This is a genomic window from Streptomyces sp. NPDC005931 (assembly GCF_042871235.1).
Classification (GTDB): domain Bacteria; phylum Actinomycetota; class Actinomycetes; order Streptomycetales; family Streptomycetaceae; genus Streptomyces.
Map to the genome: position 1 here is coordinate 215,539 of NZ_JBIAIG010000005.1, position 21,786 is coordinate 237,324.

Here is a 21,786-nt window from a genome sequence, read left to right on the forward strand (position 1 = left end):
AAGGGGCGGGGGGTGTCGGTCGCCCGCGCGGGCGCGGAGGTCTCACCCGTCCGGTGCAGATAAACAGGGCGCAGTATGACAATCCACCACAGTCTGGGTGCGGTGTCCCGTGAACCGTCTCCCGGAGGTCCCCGTGCCGCGTCCGCTCCCGATGAGAGAGCTCGGTCGTGAGCTTCGAGAGGTTCTCGGGGGACTGGGCCGACCCGGTGTCCGGCGCACGCGGATGCGCAGCACGGCCGCCGTGTGCACCACCATGTCCGCGCTCGCGGCGACCTCCATGGTGACCGCCCCGTCGGTCGCCGAGCCCTTCTCCGCCGCGCCCTGCGCCCTGACCCGCACCGACGCGCACCACTCCGAGGGCCTGGACACCTGGAACGCCGCCTACCCACGCCCGACCCGTCGGCTGGACGCGGTCATGGTGTTCCTGTCCTTCCCGGACGCGCACCCCCTGACCACGCCCCGGGAACTCGTCGCCGACCACTTCCCGGAGACCACCCGCTTCTTCCAGCGGGCCTCCTACGGCAGGTTCACGCTCCGCCCGCACACCCTCCAGCACTGGATTCCCATGCCCCGCCCGTCCACCGCGTACGCCATGGAGCGCGACTGGACCGTCACGCACCGGGCGGCCTACCTGCGCGACGCGCTCGCCGCCACGGACCGGCACGTGGACTTCTCGCGGTACGACATCGTCTACTTCGTCGCCGACCCGGACGCCCCGGGCGTGGACTCCGACGCCACCAAGGTCGTCAACCTGGAAACCCCGCTGCGGGCGGACGGCACCGACATCCGCCGGGTGGTCACGGTGTTCGAGGAGCATCCGCCGGACCGGCTGGTCCTCGCCCACGAGACCGGCCACGTCTTCGACCTGCCGGACCTGTACCACCGCCCCGTGGACGGCAGGGGCGACTGGGACACCCATGTCGGCGACTGGGACCTGATGGGCAGCCAGTTCGCCCTGGCGCCCGACCTCTTCGGCTGGCACAAGTGGAAACTGGGCTGGCTGGAGCCCCGGCAGGTGCGGTGCGTGCGGGACGCGGGACCGGTGCGGCTGACGCTGGAGCCGCTGGGGGCGGGGCCGGGAACACCGGTGACCGGTGCCGCCGGGGCGCCGTCCTTCGGGCTCGGCCGGGGGACCAAGCTCGCGGTGGTGCGCACGGGCGGCGACAGCGTGCTCGCCTTCGAGGCGCGCGGCCCGGTGGGCAACGACGCGTCGGTCTGCCGTCAGGGGGTGCTGGTCTACCGCGTCAGCAGCGGCACCCGGTCCGGCGGCGGCCCCGTCGAGGTGATCGATGCCCACCCGGGCACCGGCGCGTGCCACGCGGAATCGGTCTACCCGCCCCTGGCCGACGCCCCCGTCGCCCTCGGCGAGAGCTTCACGGTGCCGGGGGAGGACGTACGGGTGGAGGTGGAGGGGCGCACGCCGTCCGGTGCCTGGACGGTGAAGATCACGGCCGGGGCATAGGCGGGAACGACGATGGCGAGGCCGCTCGCGCTCTCCGCGAACCTGCCTCGCCATCGACATCGTGTGCGCCGCCAGGGACTCGAACCCCGGACCCGCTGATTAAGAGTCAGCTGCTCTAACCAACTGAGCTAGCGGCGCCTGCTGACGTCGTAGACATTAGCACCCTGGTCGGCGGGAGGAAAAATCGATATCCGCACGGCCGCGCGGGCCGCCCGCACGGCCGCCCACAGCAGCACCTCCGGGCCCGGCAACCAGGGGTGACGCGTGTCCGGGGCCACCAGCCAGCGCGATCCCGGGCGGGCCGGTAACGAGACCGTCCGGGCCGGCGCCGGGACGGTCACCGCGTCGCCCGTGCCGTGGCAGAGCAGCGGCGGCACGGAGCCCGCACGCCCGTCCTCCCGGCCGTGCGCGCCCCACTCCTCCCACTTCAGCAGCGCGGGCAGTCGCTGTGCCGTCCCGGGCGCCGCGAAGAGCAGCATCCGGCCGCGGAACTCCGCCACCGGCCCGGAACCCGGCCCCTCGGCCCACATACGGTCCAGCATGCGCCGCCCGAAGATCGCGGGGGCGCTCACCACGTCGAAGGCGGCACCGCAGGGCAGGACGACCGGGGCGTGCGGGCGCTCCTCCCAGTGCGAGAGCGTGCTGCGCGGATACGTTCCTGCGGAGGCCAGCCAGGCGGCACCCTCGGGGGTGACACCACTGGCGTCGGAGGCATTCCGTGGGCTGCTCATGACGCCTACGTCTACCGGCCGTGCGGGAGCGGTTCCCCGGGGTTGCCGGAATCCGGGACACGGAGCGAGGGCGAGGGGTATCTTGCCCGCCTGGCATATGCCACGCCTGTTCGGTCAGCGGCGCCCGGACCCACCGGCGGCGGTCTCACACCGGCTCGGCGGGCCCCCGGTCCTCGCCGCCGCGCATCAGGTCGCGGCCGAACTCGACCATCTTCTTCGCATAGTCCTCGGTCCACTCGGCGCGCTCGGCGATGTCCGCCGCGGTCAGCCGGTCGAAGCGCCGGGGGTCGGCCAGCTGGGCCGCGGCCATCGCCTGGAACTCCACCGCACGGTCCGCCGCGGCGCGGAACGCGAGCGTCAGCTCCGTCGCCCGCTCCAACAGAGCGCGCGGATCGTCGATCGACTCCAGGTCGAAGAAGTGCTCCGGATCGGCGGCCGCTTCCGCGGGCTCGAAGAGCAGGGGCGCGGGGCGTAGCCGCGGTTGGTCACGACGCGGCCTGGGCTCCGCCATGTCTTCTCCTCCTCGTTCGTCAGGTCGGCCCGCTGCCGCCAGTGGGCCACCGTCCATTGTCCCGCGCCCCGCAAGAGGGCATCGCGCCGTCACCGGCGAGCGCCCGGCCACCACACGCCGCGCCGTACCCGCGCGGGTCGGCGCCGCGTCGCCAGTCCGGACACGCGGGCCGACCGTCGCGCGGGCCGCCGGTCAGGGCCGCCACACCACCCGGTGTTCCGCGAGATGCGCCAGCACCGCGTGGTTCGCCTCCCAGCCGTCCGGGAACTTCACGAGCGTGCCGAGCTGGACCGGCTCCGTGGACGGGTAGTCGTCCAGCAGCTCGCCCACCCCCGCCCGGCACACCACCACGCACGCGTGCCGGTGCCGGGAGGCCAGCACGCACAGCCGGCCCGTCTCCAGGTGGAAGGCGGTGGCGTCGGGGCGGCCGGACAGTGGGTGCAGGACCACCGTGACGTCGTACTCCCGCCCCTGCAGCCGGTTGGCGGTGTCGACGGTGACGTCCGTCACGCCCAGCTCCGCCAGCGCCGCCCGCACCGCCGCCGCCTGGTCGCGGTGCGCCGTGCCGACGGCGATCCGGTCCGCGGTCAGCGGCACGGGGTCCGCGGAGCGCTCCGAGACCGCCGCGCCGCCCCGGTCCAGCAGGCGCCGTACCACCGTCGCCACCGCCCGCACCGCCTCCGGATCGGTGCGCGGGGTGTGCCGGGCGGGCAGCTCCAGCAGACCCCAGCCGGACGCGGCCGCCTCGTCGATCACCCGGTCGGGGCCCGAGCCGTCCGACGGGACGCCGAACGCCAGCCGCCGATCACCGTGTCCGGTGCCGCTGCGGAACGGCGTGTACGGGTAGAACGCGTCCGACACCAGGGGCGCCGCCGAGGCCGGCAGCCGCCAGGACACCGGCAGACGGTGCTGCGGCAGGTCCGGGTTGTGGGCGAGCAGCGTGGTCACTGCGGACGCGGAGGGATCGTGGGACAGGCCGGCCCACTGCTCGCTGCCCACGACCGCGAACGGGTCGAGCTGGCCCGGATCGCCCACGAACAGCGCCCGCTCGAACAGCCCCGCCACCGCCAGCAGCGCGTCCGAGCGCATCTGGTACGCCTCGTCCACGATGGCGTGCCGCCACGGCTCGACGCCCTTGACGTGGGCCCACTTCGCCGCGGTCGACAGGACCACGTCCAGCCCCGCGAGATCGGCGGCCTTCGCCGACGTGCGGACGTTCGGCAGGGCGTCCAGGGCCTTGTCGTACGGGTCGGTGTCGCTGCTGTGCAGCCGGCCGACCGGCAGGTCCGGGTCCTTCTCGGCGAGCCGCAGCACCAGGTCGTCGACCTGCGCGTTGGTCTGCGCCACCACCATGAGCGGGCGACCCGCCGCGGCCAGTTCCAGGGCCGCGCGCACCACCAGCGTGGACTTGCCGGCGCCGGGCGGGGAGTCCACGACGACACCGCGCGCGGTGCCGTGCAGGGTGTCGTGCAGGATCGCGGCGGTGGCCCGGGCAGCGGCGGCCCCGGGGTCGAACCCGGCTCCGCCGGACCCCGAGTGGATCTCGGCGGACCGGGCCTCGGTGGTCACAGGACGTCCTCCTCGGTCACCGGGTCGGCGGGTTCGGCGGCCGGTTCCTCGCCGGGCGGGCCGCCGTGGGTCCACGGGGTCTCCTCCGGGTCGGGCAGCTTCGCGCCCCCGCGCGGTTCGTGCTCGAACAGCGTGAAGCACACGCGGTCGCCCTTCTCCGGCACGGATCCCTCCTCGGGCTCCTTGCCCCGGCCCATCCTGTCCAGGATCCGCAGCACGAGCAGCCGCTCCGCACCGCCCGGTACCCGCTCGCCGTCGGTGCCGTCCGCGCCGCCCACGCGGTCCTCGTCGGCGTACCCGGCGAACTCGGCCGTCTGCGGCTTGCCGCCCAGCGAGCGGTACACCCGGGTCCGCCCGCCCAGATGCGGGCGGTCGTCCGTGCGGACGGTGACCAGCGGGCGGGGGCTCGGCCGCTTGCTCTCGCTGTACGCCATGACGACGTCGACGACCTCGCCGGCGAACGCCTCCCCGGCCAGCCGCCGGGCCGCCATCGCCAGCGGATCGTCGAGCGCCTCCTGGGCCTCCAGGCGGGCCTGCTCCCGCTCCCGCGTGGCCAGCTTGGCGGCCGCGGTCACCGCGTCGTCACGGCGCGGCTGCGGCGGCTCGCCGGCCAGGACCCGGTCCCGGTGACCGGTGAACGACCAGCGGTCGCGCGTCCAGCGCTCCTCGACCCGGGCGCCCTCCGGCAGTTCCCGCAGCAGGTCCAGACCCCGCCACACCGCGTCCCAGGTGGGCCGCGTACGGCTCTCCACCAATGCCCGGACCTCTCGCTCGGCGGCGGTCAGGGCGCCGAGACGGTCGTCGGCCTCCAGACCGTCCTCGGCGGCGGCGAGCGCGGTGCGGGCGCGGTCGTAGCGCTCGATGGCCGGGGCGAGCAGCTTGTTGTCGAACGCCGGGTCGGTCGCCGGACCCGCGGGCGGACAGCGCAGCTGGCCGTCGGCGTCCCGGGCGAGCTCGGCCTCCCGCGCGGCCTCGGCGCCGGAGCGCCCCTCGGGAGGGTCGATCCAGGCGAGCAGCGCGCCCAGGTGCTGGTCCTCCAGGCCGGACTGCCCGGTGGCCCAGTGCCGGGCCAGCACGTCGGTCATCGCCAGCAGCAGCGACGAGCCGGGCACCCGGGCCCGCTCCCCGAAGTGCGTCAGCCACCGCCCGAGCAGCGGCACCCGGGGTGGCGCCGGGAACGGGGCCTGAGGGTCCTGTTCGGCCGTGCGCCGGAACCGCATGGAGCGGCCGAGCAGCCGGACCAGGTCGATGCCGGCGCGGCTCGGCACGATCAGCTGGGGAGCGTCCGCGCACAGCTCGACCTCGACCTTGACCCGCTTGCCGGTCTCCGGGTCGGTCTCCGAGCGCTCGGCGGCCTCCACCGAGCCGGCGTGGTCGTCGATGTAGGGCAGCACCACATCGGCCAGTTCGGCCAGGAACGCGAACCGCAGCTCCCGGTCGCGCGGCTGGGGGACCACCAGCAGGCGCGGCGCGTCCCGGTCCGTGCCCACCAGCGCGCCGAGCGGGGCGCCCGCCTCACCGGCGGTGGTGAGCGGCACGAACACCAGCGGCCGCCCGGACAGATGACGGTGCCGGACGGTGGCGGCCGGCTGGGCGCGGCCGGAGCCCACCGCCTCGAGGCGGGCGAGCGTGGCGATCAGCGACAAGGGGCCACCTCCCGCGCGGCGGCGGGGGCGCCCGGAGTGCCGGCGAGCGCCTCCGCGCGCAGCGCCGCCGCCCTGCGCAGGGCGGCCACGGCGGGATCGGCGGGATCACCGGCCTCGCCGCGGGCCGCCGCCAGGACGTCCTCCACCGTCGTCAAGCCGCCCAGCTCGGCACGGACCGGGCGGCCCAGGCAGGTCACGGCACCGGCCGCGAGGGAGCGGTCGCGGCAGTGGAAGGCCAGTTCGCAGGCGGACAGGCACTCCGGCGCGTAGGTCGCCGGGACCGACTCCACCGCCTGCGCCAGCCGGTCGGGCGGCAGTCCGGGCGAGAAGCAGGTGCCCTCGGGCAGCGCGTCGGCGATGTCCTGGATGCGGGTGAGCCGGGCCAGCTGGCGGGCCGTCACCGCACGCTGCTTGCGCACGTCGACGGCGGACGCGGTCGGCAGGTTGGAGAAGTCCTTGGGGCACACCAGCAGTACCCGGTGGCGCACGCGCGGGGGTGCGGCGCCCGGGGCGAGGTCGGGCGCGAGCCGCGCGGCGACGTCCTCCAGGGCCAGCACGTACACCGCCGCCTGGCGGGCCGCCGCGCCGACCTTGGCCGGGTCCGCGGCGCCGTCCAGCATCGGGAAGGACTTGATCTCGACGAGAGTCCAGCGGCCGTCCGGGTGCACCACCACGGCGTCCGGCTCCAGGAAGGCGGGGGAACCCGCTACGTCCAGCGCAAGCATCGGATGGTCGAGCAGCGTCCAGGCGCCCGCCGCCTCGGCGGCCTCGCGCAGCGCCAGTTCCGTACGCGCCCGGCGCCCCTCGGGGCCGGGCGCGCTCAGGTCGGGCACGCGTGCCGCGGCGGGCGGCTCGGCCGAGCGGTCCAGGCGCTCGTGGGCGAGGCGCAGCAGTTCCGTGCCGCCGTCCGCCTTGACCCTCGCCTCGAAGGCGTTGCCCCGGGTGAACGCGAACTGGGACTGACCGAAGACCGACGGCGAGCCCAGCGCGTTCGCGAGCGCCGCCTTGTCCACCCCGGCGCCGTCGAGGATGGCGCGCCGCCGGCAGCCCGGGTTGGCGGCGAGGGCGGCCAGGGCCCGGGCGTCCAGCGCCCTGGCCGGTACGTCCTCACCGCGCAGCTCAGCGAGCCGGTGCCGGAGCGCCTTCCCCCTCGTCCGAGGAGGAGGCACCGGGTTCGGCTCCTGTGTCGAACCGTGACTCGGGCTTCCGCTGCCGTGGAATTCGCTCACCCGCGGAAGTCTGGCATCCGGCACTGACAATCGTGGAACGAGTGCCGGAAGAAGCGGCGGCGACGGACACGGCGACCGGGGACGCGACGGGTGCCGCGGTCGGTGCCGCGACCGGGGCGAGGGCGGGCACGAAGCGCGCCTTGACCCGGTCCGCGTACCGCATCACGAGCGGGGTCAGCAGCAGTCCGGCGCCCATGACGGCGGCGCCCGCGGCGGCGTCCAGGAAGTAGTGGTTGGCGGTTCCCATCACCACGATCGTGGTCACCAGCGGATAGACGACGGCGGCCGTCCTCGTCGCCGGCGTGCGGCCGTGGCGCCACAGCATCACCCCGCACCACAGTGCCCAGCCGACGTGCAGACTCGGCATCGCCGCGTACTGGTTGGTCATCCCGCCCAGACCCCGCGGGGCGCTGGCCTCGGCGCCCCACCAGCCGTACGAGCTGTAGTGGGCCATCGTGTCCACGAAGCCGTGGCTCGCGTCGAGCAGCCGGGGCGGGCAGGTGGGCAGCAGGGTGAAGCCGATCAGACCGATGAAGGTGGAGGCCATCAGCCAGGTACGGGCGGCGCGGTAGTGCACCGCGCGGGACCGGAACAGCCAGACCAGGACGGCGGGCGTCACCAGGTAGTGCAGCGACGCGTACCAGAAGTCGGCCGGCACGCCCAGCCACGGCTCACGCGTGAAGAGGCGGTTCAGCGGGTGCTCGGCGTTGAGGTACAGAGCCTGCTCGATGCGCAGGATCGCCAGTCCGTGGTCCACGGCGTCGGCGACGTCGCCCCGCACGACCAGCCGCCCCGCCGAATAGCACGCGTACACGAGGACGATGAGCGGCAGCTCCGTCCACCAGCGCGGCCGGGGCGCAGAAATCGCCCCGGTGCCCGGTGTCTCGGTGTGCGGCATCCGATCGCCCTCCCCCTTCAACCTCGCGCGGCGCCCGTCGGCCGGCCAGTCACTCTACGGTGTACGTGCCCCCGTGAGGCACCCTCGGCCCTGATAGACGCGGAGATCGCCCGGCGGGTTGCCCGCGACGGGGGTGCGCGATGATGGAGGGGTTCCACCTGCGTATTGACCCGGAAGGTCTCCCATGGCACCGCGCATCCTGCTGGCCCGGCACGGACAGACCGAGTGGTCCCTCGCCGGGAAGCACACCGGCAGGACCGATGTGCCGCTCCTGGAGGAGGGCCGGCGGGGCGCCAAGCTGCTCGGGGAGCGGTTGCAGCGCGCCCCGTACGAGGGGCTGTCCGGCGTCGAGGTGCGCACGAGCCCACTCTCCCGCGCACGGGAGACCTGCGACCTTGCCGGGTTCGGCGGCCGCGCGCGGACCTGGGACACACTGGTGGAGTGGGACTACGGGGCGTACGAGGGCATGACTCCGGCCGAGATACAGGCCGTCCGCCCCGGCTGGCTGATCTGGCGGGACGGCGTTCCCGAGGGGGAGAGCCTCGCGGAGGTGACCGCACGCGCGGACGAGGTGGTGGCCTGGGCCCGCTCCGCCGACCGGGACGTGCTGGTCTTCGCCCACGGCCACATCCTCCGCTCCATCGGCGCCCGCTGGCTGGGCCTCCCCCTCGACTTCGCGGCCCGCATCCGCCTCAACCCGACGTCCCTGTCGGTCCTCGGCTGGGCCTACGGCGAGCCGGCCCTGGAGAGCTGGAACGACCTGGGCCATCTGGCGGCCTGAGACGGGGGCGCCGGCTCCGAGGGCGCCCGAGCCGGCTGCAGGGTGAGCGGCGGCGTCCGCCGGGAAGGGCCCGGCAAGGGGCGCGGCAAGGGGCGCGGCCTCCAGGGGCGGCGGTCCCGGCAGGGTGTGGCCCGCCGGGGCTCCTCACACCGCGCGGGGGAGGGCGGCGTAACGGTCGAGGAAGGCCGACACCCCGCAGGCGCGGCGGTGCGGCAGGAGGACCCGGGTGGTGCCGGCCAGCATGGACTGCACGCGGGAGGACTGGACCTGGCCGAGGAGGTCGAGCACCCGCATGCCCGCCCGGGCCGCCTCGTCGGGACGGCCGCCGCGGGCCAGGTCGTCGGCCAGTTCCGCCGTGTACAGCGCGATGTTGCGGGTGAAGTGCGGGTCCTGGAGCTCCGCCGCCCGCCGTGCGTGCCGGGCCGCCCGCGGCCAGTCGCCCAGCGTCGACCAGCACTGCGCCTCCAGCCCCTCCAGCTCGGCCTCGCCGTAGAAGCTCATCCACTCGGGGTCGGCCTCCGAGGGGCCGCGCTCGAAGTACGCCTGGGCCCGCGCGAGCGCCTGTTCGCAGCCCGTGCGGTCGGCGAGCCCGGCCCAGCCGCCCGCTTCCCGCAGGGCCAGCAGCGACATCAGCCGCGCCGAGCCCAGCGGCCGCGCGACCCGCTGCGCGGCCTGGGCGGCCCGCACCGCCTCCCGGGGCCGGCCCGCGTCGCGCGCGAGGAACGCCGTGTTGCAGAAGGCGTGCGCCTCCAGGTGTGCGTCACCGTTCATCCGGGCGGTGGCCAGTGCCTCCGCGTAGTGCGAGCGCGCGTCGTCGAAGCGGCCGGAGTCGTGCGCCAGCCACCCCACGGAGATGGCCAGTTCCCCCGCGCCCGAGTACAACCGGTCGGCTGTCCGCTGCCCGGTCGTGCCCGCGTCCAGCAGGGCGTAGGCGGCGCGCAACGGGGCCGCCGCGCGGCGGTAGAGACCGTCGGCGCCGTGCCGGTCGTCGAGCAGCCGGATCCGGCGGACGGCTTCTTCGAGGGCGCCCGCGTCGCTCGCCCCGGCGCGGCGCACGGCGCGCTGCGCGGCCGAGGCGTCCGGGGCGAACCCGAGCGGGCCCAGTGAGGCGGCGGCCACCGTGGCGCCCCCGCCGGTCATGAATGCGCGACGCAGCACGTCGCTCTCCTCGTGGTCGTGGTGCGTGTCGTACGGGTCCTGCATGTCATACGGCCGACGGGCCCCCTCGACCTCATCCGTGGGGTCCGCCGGATCCGCGACGGGGCCCGGCGGCGGGTCGCCGCCGTCCGTCCGCGCCTGGCGTCCGCGGACCGACGAGCGGGGCGCGAAGCCCAGGTCGGTCAGCGTGCGACCGGGGAACATGTGCAGGAACACCCGTTCGTAGGCGTAGTTGGGGCAGCGGATCTCACCCGTCTCGACCCGGTGCACGTACCGCGCGTCACAGCTGACCCGCTCCCCGATCTCGCGGGCGGCCCGGCGCACCGCCGCGGCGAACTCGGCCGGTGAGCGCGGTCCGCGCAGTTGCCGGAACACGAGGTTCGGCCGGGGCGGCCGGTCGGGCTGGGACGAGGGCACCGTTGACGACGCCATGGCCGGGTCCTCTCTGCGAACCGTCGAACCATGCCGGAATCAGGACGACTTGTCAGGGTGCCGCCCTGTTTCCGGCGGGCAAGAACGTACCGTCTGTGACGGAGTCGCCACGCGATGTTTGGCTACAAACCGGATATCTCATCCGTGATCCGCCATGAACTGCCATCCTTTGCGGCGGACTTTCGCCGTAGCCGTTGACGCCTTCGCGCGTTGAACCCGTGGACCGGGAGGCCCCCGACTCCCGGCCCCTCGTCCAAGCAGGGGTCCGTGTGGTGGAGGCCGGGATGATGACCAGCCGGAGCGACGATCCTCGAACGGCGCCGGGGAGACCGGGCCCGGCGGGGGAAGCCCCGCCACCCGTGCCCCCCGGGTGCGACGTGGTGACGGTGCCGGCCCGGCAGGGTCTGGAGGCGGTCGACATCCTGCGGCGCGGCGCCGCGGACGCCGTGGGACCCGTGCTGCACGACGGTGGTTGCACGCTCGGATTCCTGGTGCCGCCCGGGACGGCCGCGGCCTGGGACGTACCGGGCAGCACCTGTACGGAGACCGACGGCCGCGGTCTGAACCTCGCCCCCGAGCCCCCGGTCGAGGGCTCGGACTGGCTCCTGCCGCCCGAGGAGTCGGACCCGGCGACCGATCCGGCGCTGCTGCGGGCCGCGTTGGGCGAGGCGCAGCGGATGATCGAGGCGGCGGACAGCTGCCGGTGAGGTCCCGCCCCGGGAGGACGGAGTCCCACGGCGTTGCGGCGGGACGGCCCGGTGGGCGGTGGCACAGGCGGCTTGCGACAATGCCCCCATGGGAAGGTCCAGGAAGCCGGGGCGCCGGCAGGCGGTCGCCGAAGCGGTCGCCGAGAGCGTCGACGGCGGCCTCGCCCAGCTCATCCCGGACCGGGACCGCGCGCGGGCCTGGACGCTGCTGATCGACGGCGCCCCGCAGTCCCACGTCGACCTCGACGACCCGGCGTACCTCTCCTTCGAGTACCAGCGCCGCCTCGGCCACGTCGTCGACCTCGCCGCCCCGCCCGGCAGGCCCCTGCGGGCCGTGCATCTCGGCGGCGGCGCCTTCACCCTCGCCCGGTACGTGGCCGCCACCCGCCCCCGCTCCACCCAGCAGGTCGTCGAGCGGGACGAGGCGCTGGTCGGTCTGGTGCGCCGGGAGCTGCCGCTGGACCCCGGCGCCCGGATCCGGGTGCGTGCGGTGGACGCGCGCGAGGGGCTCGCCAAGGTGCCGGACGGCTGGGCCGACCTGGTCGTCGCCGACGTCTTCAGCGGGGCCCGCACCCCGGCCCACCTCACCTCGACCGAGTTCCTCGACGACGTGCGCCGGGCCCTCGGGCCCGGCGGGATCTACGCCGCCAACCTCGCCGACGGACCGCCGCTGGCCCATCTGCGCGGTCAGACAGCCACCGCCGCCGCCAGGTTCGCGGAGCTCGCGCTGATCGCCGACCCGGCGGTGCTGCGCGGCAAGCGCTTCGGCAACGCCGTCCTGGTCGCATCCGACAGGCCCCTGCCGATCGCCGAACTCACCCGCCGCGCCGCCTGCGACCCGCACCCCGGCCGGGTCCAGCACGGCCGCGAACTCACCGATTTCACCGGCGGCGCGCTGCCGGTGACGGACCTGGCCGCGGTCGCGTCCCCGGCGCCACCGGCGTCGGTCTTCCGCTGAACGACGCGCGGCACACCTGCCGTCGGTGTTCCCCAACGACGCGCGGCACACCTGCCGTCGGTGTTCCCGTACGGCGCGGTACGACCCTGCCGGTGTTCCCGTACGGCGCGGTACGACCCTGCCGGTGTTCCCGTACGGCGCGGTACGACCCTGCCGGTGTTCCCGTACGGCGCGGTCCCGGTTCGGCCGGTGTTCTCGAACGGCGTTGTCCCGCTCCGGCCGGTCAGTAGGTGCCGATCTCCACCCGCGGCGGCCCGTCGTGCCAGGTGCAGAAGACCGACACCCGGTCCGCGCCCGAGGCGAATTCCACCCGGATCCACGTCTCCGTCTTCCACACCTGCATCGACCAGCCCGCGCCCGGCGTCGCCGACACCAGGGACGCGGAGGTCTCGCCCAGGTCGAACACCGCCCGGCCGCCGTCGGTGTCGTAGCTCCTCACCCGGCCGGAGGCGGTCCGGGTCGGGGCGGGCGCGGGCGTGGCGCGGGACGGGCTCGGGGCCGGCTCGCGGGACCCCTCGCCGGGCCGCGGCGAAGGCTTTTGCGACGGTTCACCCGACGGCCGGGCGGTCCCGGTGCTCCCTGCGCCGGACGGCCGCCTCGTCGAGGAGGACACCGGTCTCGACTCCTGCGTGGTCTCCCCGGCCGCCACGACCGGAAGCGCGCGCGGCGGGTCGTAGGCGGTGCCCGCCATCACCGTGTGGACGCCCCACCACGACAGTGTGACCGCCGCGCCCGTGGCGAGCAGCCAGGCCAGTACGTGTACGAGTCCTCTGCGCATCGTCGGCCCATACTGCCCCACCGGTCCCACGGGTGTCGCGCGCGATGATGGTGTCCGCAGTTGTCCACAGGCCCCAACGGGCCCTGGCGGGCATGGCGTACGGTGCCGCTCATGGCAAGTGTGCTCGTGGTCGAGGACGACCAGTTCGTCCGCTCGGCGCTCATCCGGCACCTCACCGACGCCGCGCACACCGTGCGCAGCGTGGGGACGGCACTGGAGGCGCTGCGCGAGGTCGCCCATTTCCGGTTCGACGTGGTGATCCTGGACCTCGGACTGCCCGATCTGGACGGGTCCGAGGCCCTGAAGATGCTGCGCGGCATCACGGACGTCCCGGTGATCGTCGCCACCGCACGGGACGACGAGACCGAGGTCGTAAGGCTGTTGAACGCCGGCGCGGACGACTACCTGACCAAGCCCTTCTCGGTCGAACACCTCTCGGCCCGGATGGCGGCCGTGCTGCGCCGCGCCCGGTCCGGCGCCGGTGAGGCACCGCCGTCGCCCGTGATCCGGGTCGGCGGCCTGACCGTCGACCCGCTGCGCCGCCAGGCCGAACTGGACGGCGTACGACTGGACCTGACCCGGCGCGAGTTCGACCTGCTCGCCTTCCTCGCCGGGCGGCCCGGCGTCGTCGTCCCCCGCCGGGAACTGCTCGCCGAGGTGTGGCAGCAGTCCTACGGCGACGACCAGACCATCGACGTCCACCTGTCGTGGCTGCGGCGCAAGCTCGGGGAGACCGCCGCCCGGCCGCGCTATCTGCACACCCTGCGGGGCGTCGGCGTGAAGCTGGAGCCGCCCGGCGCGCAGGCCCCGGCAGCGGAGCCGCCGCGATGAGATGGGCCCTGGTGAAGGTGTCGCTGGCGGTGACCGCGATGGTCGTCGTCGCCTTCGCGGTACCGCTCGGCCTGGTCATCCGTGAGATGGCCCGCGACCGCGCCTTCTCCAACGCCGAGCGGGAGGCCGCCGCCGTCGCCCCGGCCCTGTCCATCACCACCGACCGCGACCAGCTCGAACGCGTCGTGGCCTCGGCCGGGTCCGGGACCGCCATGGCCGTGCACATCCCGGCCGGCGAGGGCGAACAGCCCCTCGACATCGGGCGGCAGCGGGCCGCCGACGAGGACATCGCCGCCGTGCGCGACATGGGCCGCGCCTCCACCTCCACCGTGCCCGGCGGCTCGACACTGCTCCAGCCGGTCGCGCTCAGCACCGGCGAGATCGCCGTGGTCGAGGTGTACGTGCCCGAGTCCGAGGTGACCAACGGGGTCGGCACGGCCTGGGCGGTGCTCGCCGGGGTCGGCGTCGCGCTCATCCTGGGCTCCGTGGCCGTCGCCGACCGGCTGGGCGTGCGGATGGTGCGGCCCGCGCAGCGCCTCGTCGAGGGGGCGCACGAGCTCGGGGAGGGCAAGCTGGGCGCCCGGGTGCCCGAGGACGGGCCGACCGAACTGCGGCTGGCGGCGGTGGCGTTCAACTCCATGGCCGACCAGGTCGTCCAACTGCTCGCCAACGAGCGGGAGCTGGCCGCCGACCTGTCCCACCGGCTGCGCACGCCGTTGACCGTGCTGCGGCTGAACGCCGCCTCCCTCGGGGACGGACCGGCCGCCGAGCAGACCCGGGCGGCGGTCGAGCAGCTGGAGCGTGAGGTGGACACCATCATCCGCACCGCCCGCGAGGCCAAGCCGCAGACGGCCGCGGCCGGACCCGGCGCCGGGTGCGACGCGGCCGAGGTGGTGCGCGAGCGGATGGCGTTCTGGTCGGCGCTCGCCGAGGACGAGGGCCGCAAGTGGCGGGTGGCCGGGGCCGACCGGCCGGTGCGCATCCCCGTGGCCCGCGCCGACCTGGCCGCCGCCCTCGACGCGCTGCTCGGCAACGTCTTCCGGCACACCCCCGAGGGCACCGCCTTCGCCGTCGACGTGCACAACGGCGAGGACGCGGTGATCGTGCTCGTCTCCGACGCGGGCCCCGGCATACCCGACCCCGAGGCCGCGATGGCCCGCGGCCGGGGCTCGGGCAGCGACGGCTCGACCGGCCTCGGCCTGGACATCGTGCGCCGGCTGGCGGAGTCGACCGGTGGGGACGTACGGATCGGTTCCTCGGTGCTCGGCGGGACCGAGGTGCGCCTGTGGATCCAGCTCGACGGCCGCGACCCGGCTCCCCGGCGGCGCGGGCACCGGGGCGCCGTGCGGCGGCGCCGGCCCGGCCGGCTGATCCCCAGCTTTAACCGGTCCCGATCCCTCCCTTAAGCGGACCCTAAGATCCTCAACTCCCTTCCGGATCAGGAAGTTTGTCCGATTCCGGCTCGCTAGCGTGCTGCTGCGTCCCCTCCCCCCGGGACGCTCGTGACCCCCCGCGTCCCCTTCCCCCCGGGGACGCTCGCGACATCCCCGTGAACAGCGAAGGCAGGCACGCGATGAGCACGCACCGGCGCAAGGTCAGTGGCAGGAACAAGGCGATCGGCGGCGTGGTCGCCGCGGCCGTGGCCGGCGGCGGCGCCCTCCTGTTCACCGGCACCGCCCAGGCGGCCGGCGTCGGCGCGGCGTACACCAGGACCAGCACCTGGTCGACCGGGTACACCGGCCAGTACGTGGTGAAGAACACCAGCGGCGAGCGGGACACCGACTGGAAGCTCGAGTTCGACCTGCCGGCCGGGTCCACGCTCGGTTCGCTGTGGAACGCCGAGTCCGAGGTGAGCGGACGGCACGTTACCGTCACACCGCCCACGTGGGACAGGGACGGCCTCGCCGCCGGCGAGTCGGTCACCGTCGGCTTCGTCGTCAACGGCACCGGCGACCCCACCGGCTGTCGCGTCGACGGCGCCGTGTGCTCGGCGGACGGCGGACCCACGCCGGAGCCCAGCGGCCGCCCCACCCAGACCCCGGCCCCGTCGCAGAGCCCCACACCGACCGGGACGCCGGCCCCGACCGGGACGCCCACCCCGACCCCCACCCCCGAGCCGACCGGGAGCACCGGCACCGGCACCCCCGCCGGCGCCGGATTCGCCCCGTACGTCGACACCTCCCTCTACCCCGCCTTCGATCTGATGGCGAGTGCCGAGGCGACCGGGGTGAAGAACTACAACCTCGCCTTCGTCACCGACGGCGGCGGCTGCACGCCCAAGTGGGGCGGGGTGACCGACCTCGGCGACAACGCCGTCGCCGGGCAGATCGGCGCGCTGCGCGCCAAGGGCGGTGACGTCCGCGTCTCCTTCGGCGGCGCGGCCGGCTCCGAACTGGGCACCACCTGCGCCTCGGTCGACCAGTTGGCGGCGGCCTACGGCAAGGTCGTGGACGCCTACAAGCTCACCAAGGTCGACTTCGACGTCGAGGGCGGCGCGCTGCCCAACGCCGCCGCGAACACCCGCCGCGCCCAGGCCATCGCCAAGCTCCAGAAGCAGCACCCGGACCTGAACGTCTCCTTCACCCTCCCGGTGATGCCCGAGGGACTGACCCAGGACGGCGTGAGCCTGCTCGCCGACGCCAGGAAGAACGGGGTGCGGATCGACGCCGTCAACATCATGGCGATGGACTACGGTCCCGCGTACAGCGGCGACATGGGCACCTACGCCGAGCAGGCCGCCACCGCCACCCAGGCCCAGATCAAGAGCGTGCTCCAGCTGAGCGACAGCGCGGCCTGGAAGACGGTCGCCGTCACCCCGATGATCGGCGTCAACGACGTCGTCACCGAGATCTTCACGGTCGAGGACGCCACCCAGCTGGTGAACTTCGCCAAGTCCAAGGGCCTGGGCTGGCTGTCGATGTGGTCCTCCACCCGCGACCAGCAGTGCCCCGGCGGCACCAAGCCCGCGGCCGACGCCACGTGCAGCTCGATCCTTCAGGACAGGTTCGCCTTCACCAAGGCGTTCGCGGCCCACAAGCAGCCGTGACGGCCCGGGCCGACCAGTAACCAGCACGAAGAACGGGGACGCGAGCGCCCCGGCCGGCACACCCCCCATCCGGCCGGGGCGCACGCAGGTCCACCGGGCGGTGCGGCGTACCGGAGCCCGGACACCCGTGCGGGGCGCGGCACTCCCCCGGGAACCGCGCCCCGCCCCCCGTCCCCGGGTGGCTAGATCCGCTCCGGCTCCGGGAGCGCGCCCGACCTGGCCGCCCGGGAGTACCACAGGGCGCTGGACTTCGGCGTCCGCTCGAGCGACGCGTAGTCCACGTACACCGCGCCGAAGCGCTTGCCGTAGCCGTACGCCCACTCGAAGTTGTCCATCAGGGACCACAGGAAGTAGCCGCGCACGTCCGCGCCGTCGGTGATTGCCCGGCGGACCTCCGAGAGGTGCCCGTGCAGATAGGCGATGCGCTCCGGGTCGTGCACCTTGCCGTCGGCGTCCGGCTTGTCGTCGTAGGCCGCGCCGTTCTCGGTGACGTACAGCGGCAGGCCCGGGGCCTCGCGGGTGTAGCGCATGATCAGCTCGTGCAGACCCGTCGGATCGATGGACCAGCCCATCTCGGTGCGCTCACCGGGCGACTGGTGGAAGACCACGTCGTCCGCGGCGGGCCACGGCGAGTGGTCGCTCGCCCCGTGACCGTCGGCCCGGGGGCCCTTCGCCGAGGGCTCGCCCGCCGAGACCAGGGTGGGCGTGTAGTAGTTCAGGCCGAGCGCGTCCAGTGGCTGGTGGATGAGGTCCAGGTCCCCGTCGAGGACGTACGACCAGTCGGTGAGCGACGAGGTCGCCTCCAGCAGCGACTCGGGGTAGGCGCCGTGGAGCATCGGGCCGTGGAAGATCCCGTTGGCCAGGTCGTCGATCCGGCGCACCGCGTCCAGGTCCGCCGGGTTCCCCGGCGACAGCGGGCGCACGACCGAGGAGTTGAGGCTCACGGCGACCGAGTTGCGGGTCGGCATCACCGAGCGCAGGGCCGTGGCGCCCAGACCGTGGGCCAGGTTCAGGTGATGGGCCGCCCGGAGCGAGGCCGCCGAGTCGGTGCGCCCGGGGGCGTGCACGCCGGAGGCGTAGCCCAGGAAGGCGCTGCACCAGGGCTCGTTGAGGGTGATCCACTGCTCCACCCGGTCACCGAGCGCCTCCCCGACGATCTGCGCGTACTCGGCGAAGCGGTGGGCGGTGTCGCGCTCCGGCCAGCCGCCCGCGTCCTCGAGCTCCTGCGGCAGGTCCCAGTGGTAGAGGGTGACGGCCGGCTTGATGCCGTGCGCCAGCAGCTCGTCGACCAGCCGGTGGTAGAAGTCCAGGCCGCGCTGCACGGCGGGGCCGCGGCCCGTGGGCTGCACCCGGGGCCAGGAGACGGAGAAGCGGTAGGCGTTCAGGCCCAGCTCCGCCATCAGCGCCACGTCGTCGCGGTACCGGTGGTAGTGGTCGACAGCGATGTCACCGGTCTCGCCGCCCGCCGTCCTGCCCGGCGTGTGGCTGAAGGTGTCCCAGATGGACGGGGTGCGTCCGTCCTCCCGCACCGCCCCCTCGATCTGGTACGCGGAGGTCGCGGCGCCCCAGAGGAAGGCGGGAGGAAAGGTCGCCGGGGTCGCCGGCGTTGCGGAGTCAGACATGGAAGCGCTCCCATAGATGGTCGTGGAAGACCGACGGGTAAGTGGAGGAGGTGAGGGGCCGAGGCGGCGGTGACCCGGCCCCGAGGGCGAGGCGGGCGTCAGCCCTTGACGGCGCCCTGCATGATGCCGCCCACGATCTGCTTGCCGAAGACCGCGAACACCAGCAGCAGTGGCAGCGTGCCCAGCAGGGCACCCGCCATGATCAGGGACTGGTCCGGGGTGTAGCCGCGGCCGAGGCCCGCGACCGCGACCTGAACGGTCGGGTTGCCGGTCTGGGTCAGCACCAGGAACGGCCACAGGAAGTCGTTCCAGGTCTGCACGAACATCAGCATGCCGAGCACGGCCATCGCCGGCCGCGCGGCCGGGAACACCACGTGCCAGACCACGCGCCAGCTGCTCGCGCCGTCGACCCGGGCGGCCTCGATGATCTCGTCGGGCAGCGCCTGGATCAGGTACTGCCGCATGAAGAACACGCCGAACGCGCTGACCAGTGACGGGAAGATGACCGCCTGGAGCTGGTCGGTCCAGTCCAGCTTGGCCACCATCATGTACAGCGGGATCACGCTGAGCTGCGGCGGCACCATCATCGTGCCGATGACGATCAGCATCAGCGCGTTGCGGCCCTTGAAGCGCAGCTTGGCGAAGGCGAACCCGGCGATCGTCGACAGCACCACGATGGTCACCGCCGAGATGCCCGCCACGATCGTGGTGTTGAGGAACGCCTCACCGAGGTTGGCGTCGTTCCAGGCGATCTCCAGGTTCTTGAACAGGTTGGAGCCGAACCAGACCGGCGGCGGGGTCTGCGCGAGGCGCTGGTTGTCACGGGAGGCGGCGATCGCCGTCCACACCAGCGGGAACAGCGAGACGATCGTGAAAAGGACCAGGATCGCGTACGCGATCGGGCCGCCGTGCAGCGTCCCGCCGGCCCGCGCCGACTTCGGCAGGCGTGAGCGCCTCTGCTCCTTGGCGGCGGTGGTGGCGGGGGGCGTGTCAGTCGTCGTCACGGCCGGAACTCCTTAACTACTGGCGCGCAGCCGGCGCGAGATGACGTAGTTGACGATGCCGATGACGATCAGGATCAGGAACATCGTCCAGGCGATCGCCGAGGCACGGCCCAGGTGCTGGTTCACCCAGCCCTGCTCGTACAGGTACAGGCCGAGCGTCTGGAACTGGTGCTCCGCGCCGCCGGACGCGCCCTTGTTGGCGTCGAACAGCAGCGGCTCGCCGAAGACCTGGCTCGCGCCGATCGTGGAGACGACCGCGGTGAACAGGATGGTCGGCCGCAGCGACGGCAGCGTCACGTGCAGGAACTGCTGCCAGCGGCTCGCGCCGTCCAGCGCCGCCGACTCGTACAGGTCCTGCGGGATCGCCTGCATCGCGGCCAGGTAGATCAGCGCGTTGTAGCCGGTCCAGCGCCAGATGATGATCGTCGAGACGGCGATCTGCGACGGCCACTTGTCGCCCTGCCAGTCGACCGGGGCGATCCCGGCGAGGTCCAGCGCCCAGTTGATCATGCCGTAGTCACGCCCGAAGAGCAGCACGAACACCAGGGAGGCGGCGGCGATCGAGGTGGCGTACGGCGCGAGCATCACGACCCGGTAGAAGGTCGAGGCGCGCAGCTTGTAGTTGAGGATGTGGGCGATGCCCATCGCCATCAGCAACTGAGGGACGGTCGAGATGATGCCGATGGTCAGGGTGTTCTTCGCCGCGTTCCAGAAGAACTCGTCGTCGAAGATGCGGGTGAAGTTCTTCAGCCCCACCCAGTTCATGTCGGTCGGGGCGGTCAGCTCCACCTGGTGCAGCGAGGCCCAGCCCGTGTAGACCAGCGGGAACAGACCGAAGGCGACGAACAGCAGGAAGAACGGGGAGACGAAGGCGTACGGGCTCCACCGCACGTCCCGCTGCCAGCGACGGGACAGCTTCGCCCGGCGTCGCTCGTCCGTGTCCGTGGGTACCGCGTCCTCGGGCGGGCGGCCCGGGGCCGCGCCCCCCTTGACGGGGAACGCGGCGGTGTCGTGGCGGGTGGCCATGCGGGTCACTTGTCCAGGTTGTTGTCGATGGTCTTGGTGGCCGTCTCCCAGGCCTCCTCGGGCGACTTGCCCTTCGTGACCAGGATGACGCCGTTGTCGGTCAGGCCCTGCTGGATGATCTGGTCCTTCGGGCCGATCACCTGGACCGGGATCTGCTTGGCGGCCTCGGAGAAGATCTTGCCGATCGGGGCGTCACCGGTCATGTCGTTCACCGCGCCGGTCACCTCGGTCATGGTGTACGTGGTCGGCGAGCTCGGGAAGCTGCCCTGCACCTCGAACAGCTTCGCCTGCTGCGCGGGCGCGGTCAGCCACGCGACCAGCTTCTTGGCCTCCTCGACGTTCTTGCCGCTCTTCGGCACGGTCAGGAAGGAGCCGCCCCAGTTGCCGGACTTGGGCGCCACGGCCACGTCCCACTTGCCGGCGGCGTCCGGCTGCGACTTGCCCTTGATGTAGCCGAGCATCCACGGCGGGCAGGCCATCGCGGCGAACTTGTTGTTGGCGATCGTCTGGTCCCAGGCCGGCTGGAACTGGGTCTGGGCGCCGATCAGGCCCTTCTCGGCGGCCTCCGCGGTCAGGTCGAAGGCCTGCTTGACGGCCGGGTTGGTCTTGTAGACGACCTCGCCGGAGGAGTCGTAGAACTTCTCCTCCTCACTGCTGAGGATCGCGTTGATCAGGCCACCGGGGGAGTCCATGAAGGTGGTGCCCTTGGGCGCCTTCTTCTGGTACCGCTCGCCGACTTCGACGAACTTCTCCCAGTCGCCCGCCCACAGCTCGGCGACCTTATCGCGCTCGGTGGGCAGCCCGGCCTTCTCGAACATGTCCTTGCGGTAGCAGATCGCCATCGGGCCGATGTCGGTGCCGAGGCCGATGGTCCGGCCGTCCTTGGTGGTGGCCTGCTCCCACTTCCAGTCCAGCCAGTCGCTCTTCTTGACGCCGGGAGCCTTGGAGAGGTCCTCGAGCTTGGCGGCCTGGGTGCCCACGATCTCGGCGATGTTGCCGACCTCGACGGCCTGGACGTCCTGGAGGCCGCTGTTGGTGGTCAGGTGGTTGAGCAGCGCCGGGTAGTAGTTCTCGTTCCGCTCGACAACGTTCTCGGCGATCTTGATCTTGGGGTTCAGCTTCTCGTACTCGGCGTAGAGACCGGCTTCCTTGAAGCCCATCGTGCCGAACAGGCCGAGCGTGATCGTGGTCTTGCCCTTGCCGCCGCCCGACGAGGAGCCGGAGTCGTCGTCTCCGCCGTCGTCGGCACAACCGGCCAGCAGCCCCGTGCTCAGCGCCACCACCGCTGCGACGGCCAGCGCCTTGCGGGCGATGGGCTTACCCCCGTTCGAGCGCAGCCGAGTGTGGGGGAGGGTACGTGCTCGCATTGCGTCCTCCTGTTGCCCTGACGTGCCGAC

The 21,786-nt window shown here is 73.5% G+C and carries 19 protein-coding genes and 1 tRNA gene; 7 read left to right on the forward strand and 13 right to left on the reverse strand.

Annotated elements, in window-relative coordinates:
• Positions 1 to 223: 223 nt before the first annotated feature.
• Positions 224 to 1,462, forward strand: coding sequence for a M6 family metalloprotease domain-containing protein (locus ACFYOV_RS15180; RefSeq protein WP_389087527.1), 1,239 nt, complete (start codon positions 224 to 226; stop codon positions 1,460 to 1,462).
• Positions 1,463 to 1,526: 64 nt separating this feature from the next.
• Here the strand turns inward: ACFYOV_RS15180 and ACFYOV_RS15185 are convergent.
• The 7 genes from ACFYOV_RS15185 to ACFYOV_RS15215 form a co-directional block, all read right to left on the reverse strand.
• A tRNA-Lys gene (locus tag ACFYOV_RS15185) sits at positions 1,527 to 1,600 on the reverse strand.
• Positions 1,591 to 2,274 (reverse strand): bifunctional DNA primase/polymerase, encoded by a 684-nt coding sequence (locus tag ACFYOV_RS15190; RefSeq protein ID WP_389087921.1) that lies wholly within the window; start codon positions 2,272 to 2,274, stop codon positions 1,591 to 1,593. The genes ACFYOV_RS15185 and ACFYOV_RS15190 overlap by 10 nt, the downstream gene beginning before the upstream one ends.
• Positions 2,275 to 2,338: 64 nt before the next feature.
• Positions 2,339 to 2,704 carry a hypothetical protein gene (locus ACFYOV_RS15195; RefSeq protein ID WP_389087530.1) on the reverse strand — a complete coding sequence of 122 codons (366 nt, stop codon included), beginning with the start codon at positions 2,702 to 2,704 and terminating at the stop codon, positions 2,339 to 2,341.
• A 192-nt stretch (positions 2,705 to 2,896) separates the two neighbouring features.
• A complete protein-coding gene (locus tag ACFYOV_RS15200; RefSeq protein ID WP_389087532.1) occupies positions 2,897 to 4,273 on the reverse strand; it encodes an AAA domain-containing protein in 1,377 nt (458 codons plus the stop codon).
• Positions 4,270 to 5,919, reverse strand: a complete 1,650-nt coding sequence (locus tag ACFYOV_RS15205) for a hypothetical protein (RefSeq protein WP_389087534.1) — start codon at positions 5,917 to 5,919, stop codon at positions 4,270 to 4,272. Before ACFYOV_RS15205 ends, ACFYOV_RS15200 begins: the two co-directional genes overlap by 4 nt.
• Positions 5,910 to 7,088, reverse strand: a complete 1,179-nt coding sequence (locus tag ACFYOV_RS15210; RefSeq protein WP_389087537.1) for a hypothetical protein — start codon at positions 7,086 to 7,088, stop codon at positions 5,910 to 5,912. Before ACFYOV_RS15210 ends, ACFYOV_RS15205 begins: the two co-directional genes overlap by 10 nt.
• Positions 7,039 to 8,046, reverse strand: coding sequence for a phosphatase PAP2 family protein (locus ACFYOV_RS15215; protein WP_389087539.1), 1,008 nt, complete (start codon positions 8,044 to 8,046; stop codon positions 7,039 to 7,041). The genes ACFYOV_RS15210 and ACFYOV_RS15215 overlap by 50 nt, the downstream gene beginning before the upstream one ends.
• 184 nt (positions 8,047 to 8,230) lie before the next feature.
• Between ACFYOV_RS15215 and ACFYOV_RS15220 the strand changes: the two genes are divergently transcribed.
• The gene (locus ACFYOV_RS15220; protein ID WP_389087541.1) at positions 8,231 to 8,827 is read left to right on the forward strand and encodes a histidine phosphatase family protein; all 597 of its coding nucleotides are present in this window, start codon (positions 8,231 to 8,233) and stop codon (positions 8,825 to 8,827) included.
• Between the two features lie 144 nt (positions 8,828 to 8,971).
• Here ACFYOV_RS15220 and ACFYOV_RS15225 read toward each other — a convergent pair whose 3' ends face one another.
• Positions 8,972 to 10,417: a hypothetical protein gene (locus ACFYOV_RS15225; RefSeq protein ID WP_389087544.1), complete on the reverse strand. Its 1,446-nt coding sequence runs from the start codon at positions 10,415 to 10,417 to the stop codon at positions 8,972 to 8,974.
• Between the two features lie 284 nt (positions 10,418 to 10,701).
• Here ACFYOV_RS15225 and ACFYOV_RS15230 point away from each other — a divergent pair, with 284 nt between their 5' ends.
• Both ACFYOV_RS15230 and ACFYOV_RS15235 read left to right on the forward strand, forming a co-directional pair.
• Entirely contained in the window at positions 10,702 to 11,124 is a 423-nt protein-coding gene (locus ACFYOV_RS15230; RefSeq protein WP_389087546.1) for a hypothetical protein, read from the forward strand.
• An 88-nt stretch (positions 11,125 to 11,212) separates the two neighbouring features.
• Positions 11,213 to 12,082: a spermidine synthase gene (locus tag ACFYOV_RS15235; RefSeq protein ID WP_389087548.1), complete on the forward strand. Its 870-nt coding sequence runs from the start codon at positions 11,213 to 11,215 to the stop codon at positions 12,080 to 12,082.
• 223 nt (positions 12,083 to 12,305) lie between these two features.
• On the opposite strand, the gene ACFYOV_RS15240 is transcribed toward ACFYOV_RS15235, so the two are convergent.
• Positions 12,306 to 12,860 carry a hypothetical protein gene (locus ACFYOV_RS15240; protein ID WP_389087551.1) on the reverse strand — a complete coding sequence of 185 codons (555 nt, stop codon included), beginning with the start codon at positions 12,858 to 12,860 and terminating at the stop codon, positions 12,306 to 12,308.
• Positions 12,861 to 12,971: 111 nt separating this feature from the next.
• Between ACFYOV_RS15240 and ACFYOV_RS15245 the strand changes: the two genes are divergently transcribed.
• The 3 genes from ACFYOV_RS15245 to ACFYOV_RS15255 all read left to right on the forward strand — a co-directional run bounded on the left by ACFYOV_RS15245 (position 12,972) and on the right by ACFYOV_RS15255 (position 16,737).
• Positions 12,972 to 13,691 (forward strand): response regulator transcription factor, encoded by a 720-nt coding sequence (locus ACFYOV_RS15245; protein ID WP_389087553.1) that lies wholly within the window; start codon positions 12,972 to 12,974, stop codon positions 13,689 to 13,691.
• Entirely contained in the window at positions 13,688 to 15,097 is a 1,410-nt protein-coding gene (locus tag ACFYOV_RS15250; protein ID WP_389087555.1) for a sensor histidine kinase, read from the forward strand. The genes ACFYOV_RS15245 and ACFYOV_RS15250 overlap by 4 nt, the downstream gene beginning before the upstream one ends.
• Positions 15,098 to 15,264: 167 nt before the next feature.
• The gene (locus ACFYOV_RS15255; protein WP_389087557.1) at positions 15,265 to 16,737 is read left to right on the forward strand and encodes a cellulose binding domain-containing protein; all 1,473 of its coding nucleotides are present in this window, start codon (positions 15,265 to 15,267) and stop codon (positions 16,735 to 16,737) included.
• A gap of 182 nt (positions 16,738 to 16,919) precedes the next feature.
• On the opposite strand, the gene ACFYOV_RS15260 is transcribed toward ACFYOV_RS15255, so the two are convergent.
• The 4 genes from ACFYOV_RS15260 to ACFYOV_RS15275 all read right to left on the reverse strand — a co-directional run bounded on the left by ACFYOV_RS15260 (position 16,920) and on the right by ACFYOV_RS15275 (position 21,756).
• A complete protein-coding gene (locus ACFYOV_RS15260) occupies positions 16,920 to 18,359 on the reverse strand; it encodes a GH1 family beta-glucosidase (RefSeq protein ID WP_389087560.1) in 1,440 nt (479 codons plus the stop codon).
• 98 nt (positions 18,360 to 18,457) lie between these two features.
• Positions 18,458 to 19,363 carry a carbohydrate ABC transporter permease gene (locus ACFYOV_RS15265; protein ID WP_389087562.1) on the reverse strand — a complete coding sequence of 302 codons (906 nt, stop codon included), beginning with the start codon at positions 19,361 to 19,363 and terminating at the stop codon, positions 18,458 to 18,460.
• A gap of 12 nt (positions 19,364 to 19,375) precedes the next feature.
• Positions 19,376 to 20,389 carry a carbohydrate ABC transporter permease gene (locus tag ACFYOV_RS15270; protein WP_389087923.1) on the reverse strand — a complete coding sequence of 338 codons (1,014 nt, stop codon included), beginning with the start codon at positions 20,387 to 20,389 and terminating at the stop codon, positions 19,376 to 19,378.
• A gap of 5 nt (positions 20,390 to 20,394) precedes the next feature.
• Positions 20,395 to 21,756 (reverse strand): ABC transporter substrate-binding protein, encoded by a 1,362-nt coding sequence (locus ACFYOV_RS15275; protein WP_389087564.1) that lies wholly within the window; start codon positions 21,754 to 21,756, stop codon positions 20,395 to 20,397.
• Positions 21,757 to 21,786: the final 30 nt, after the last annotated feature.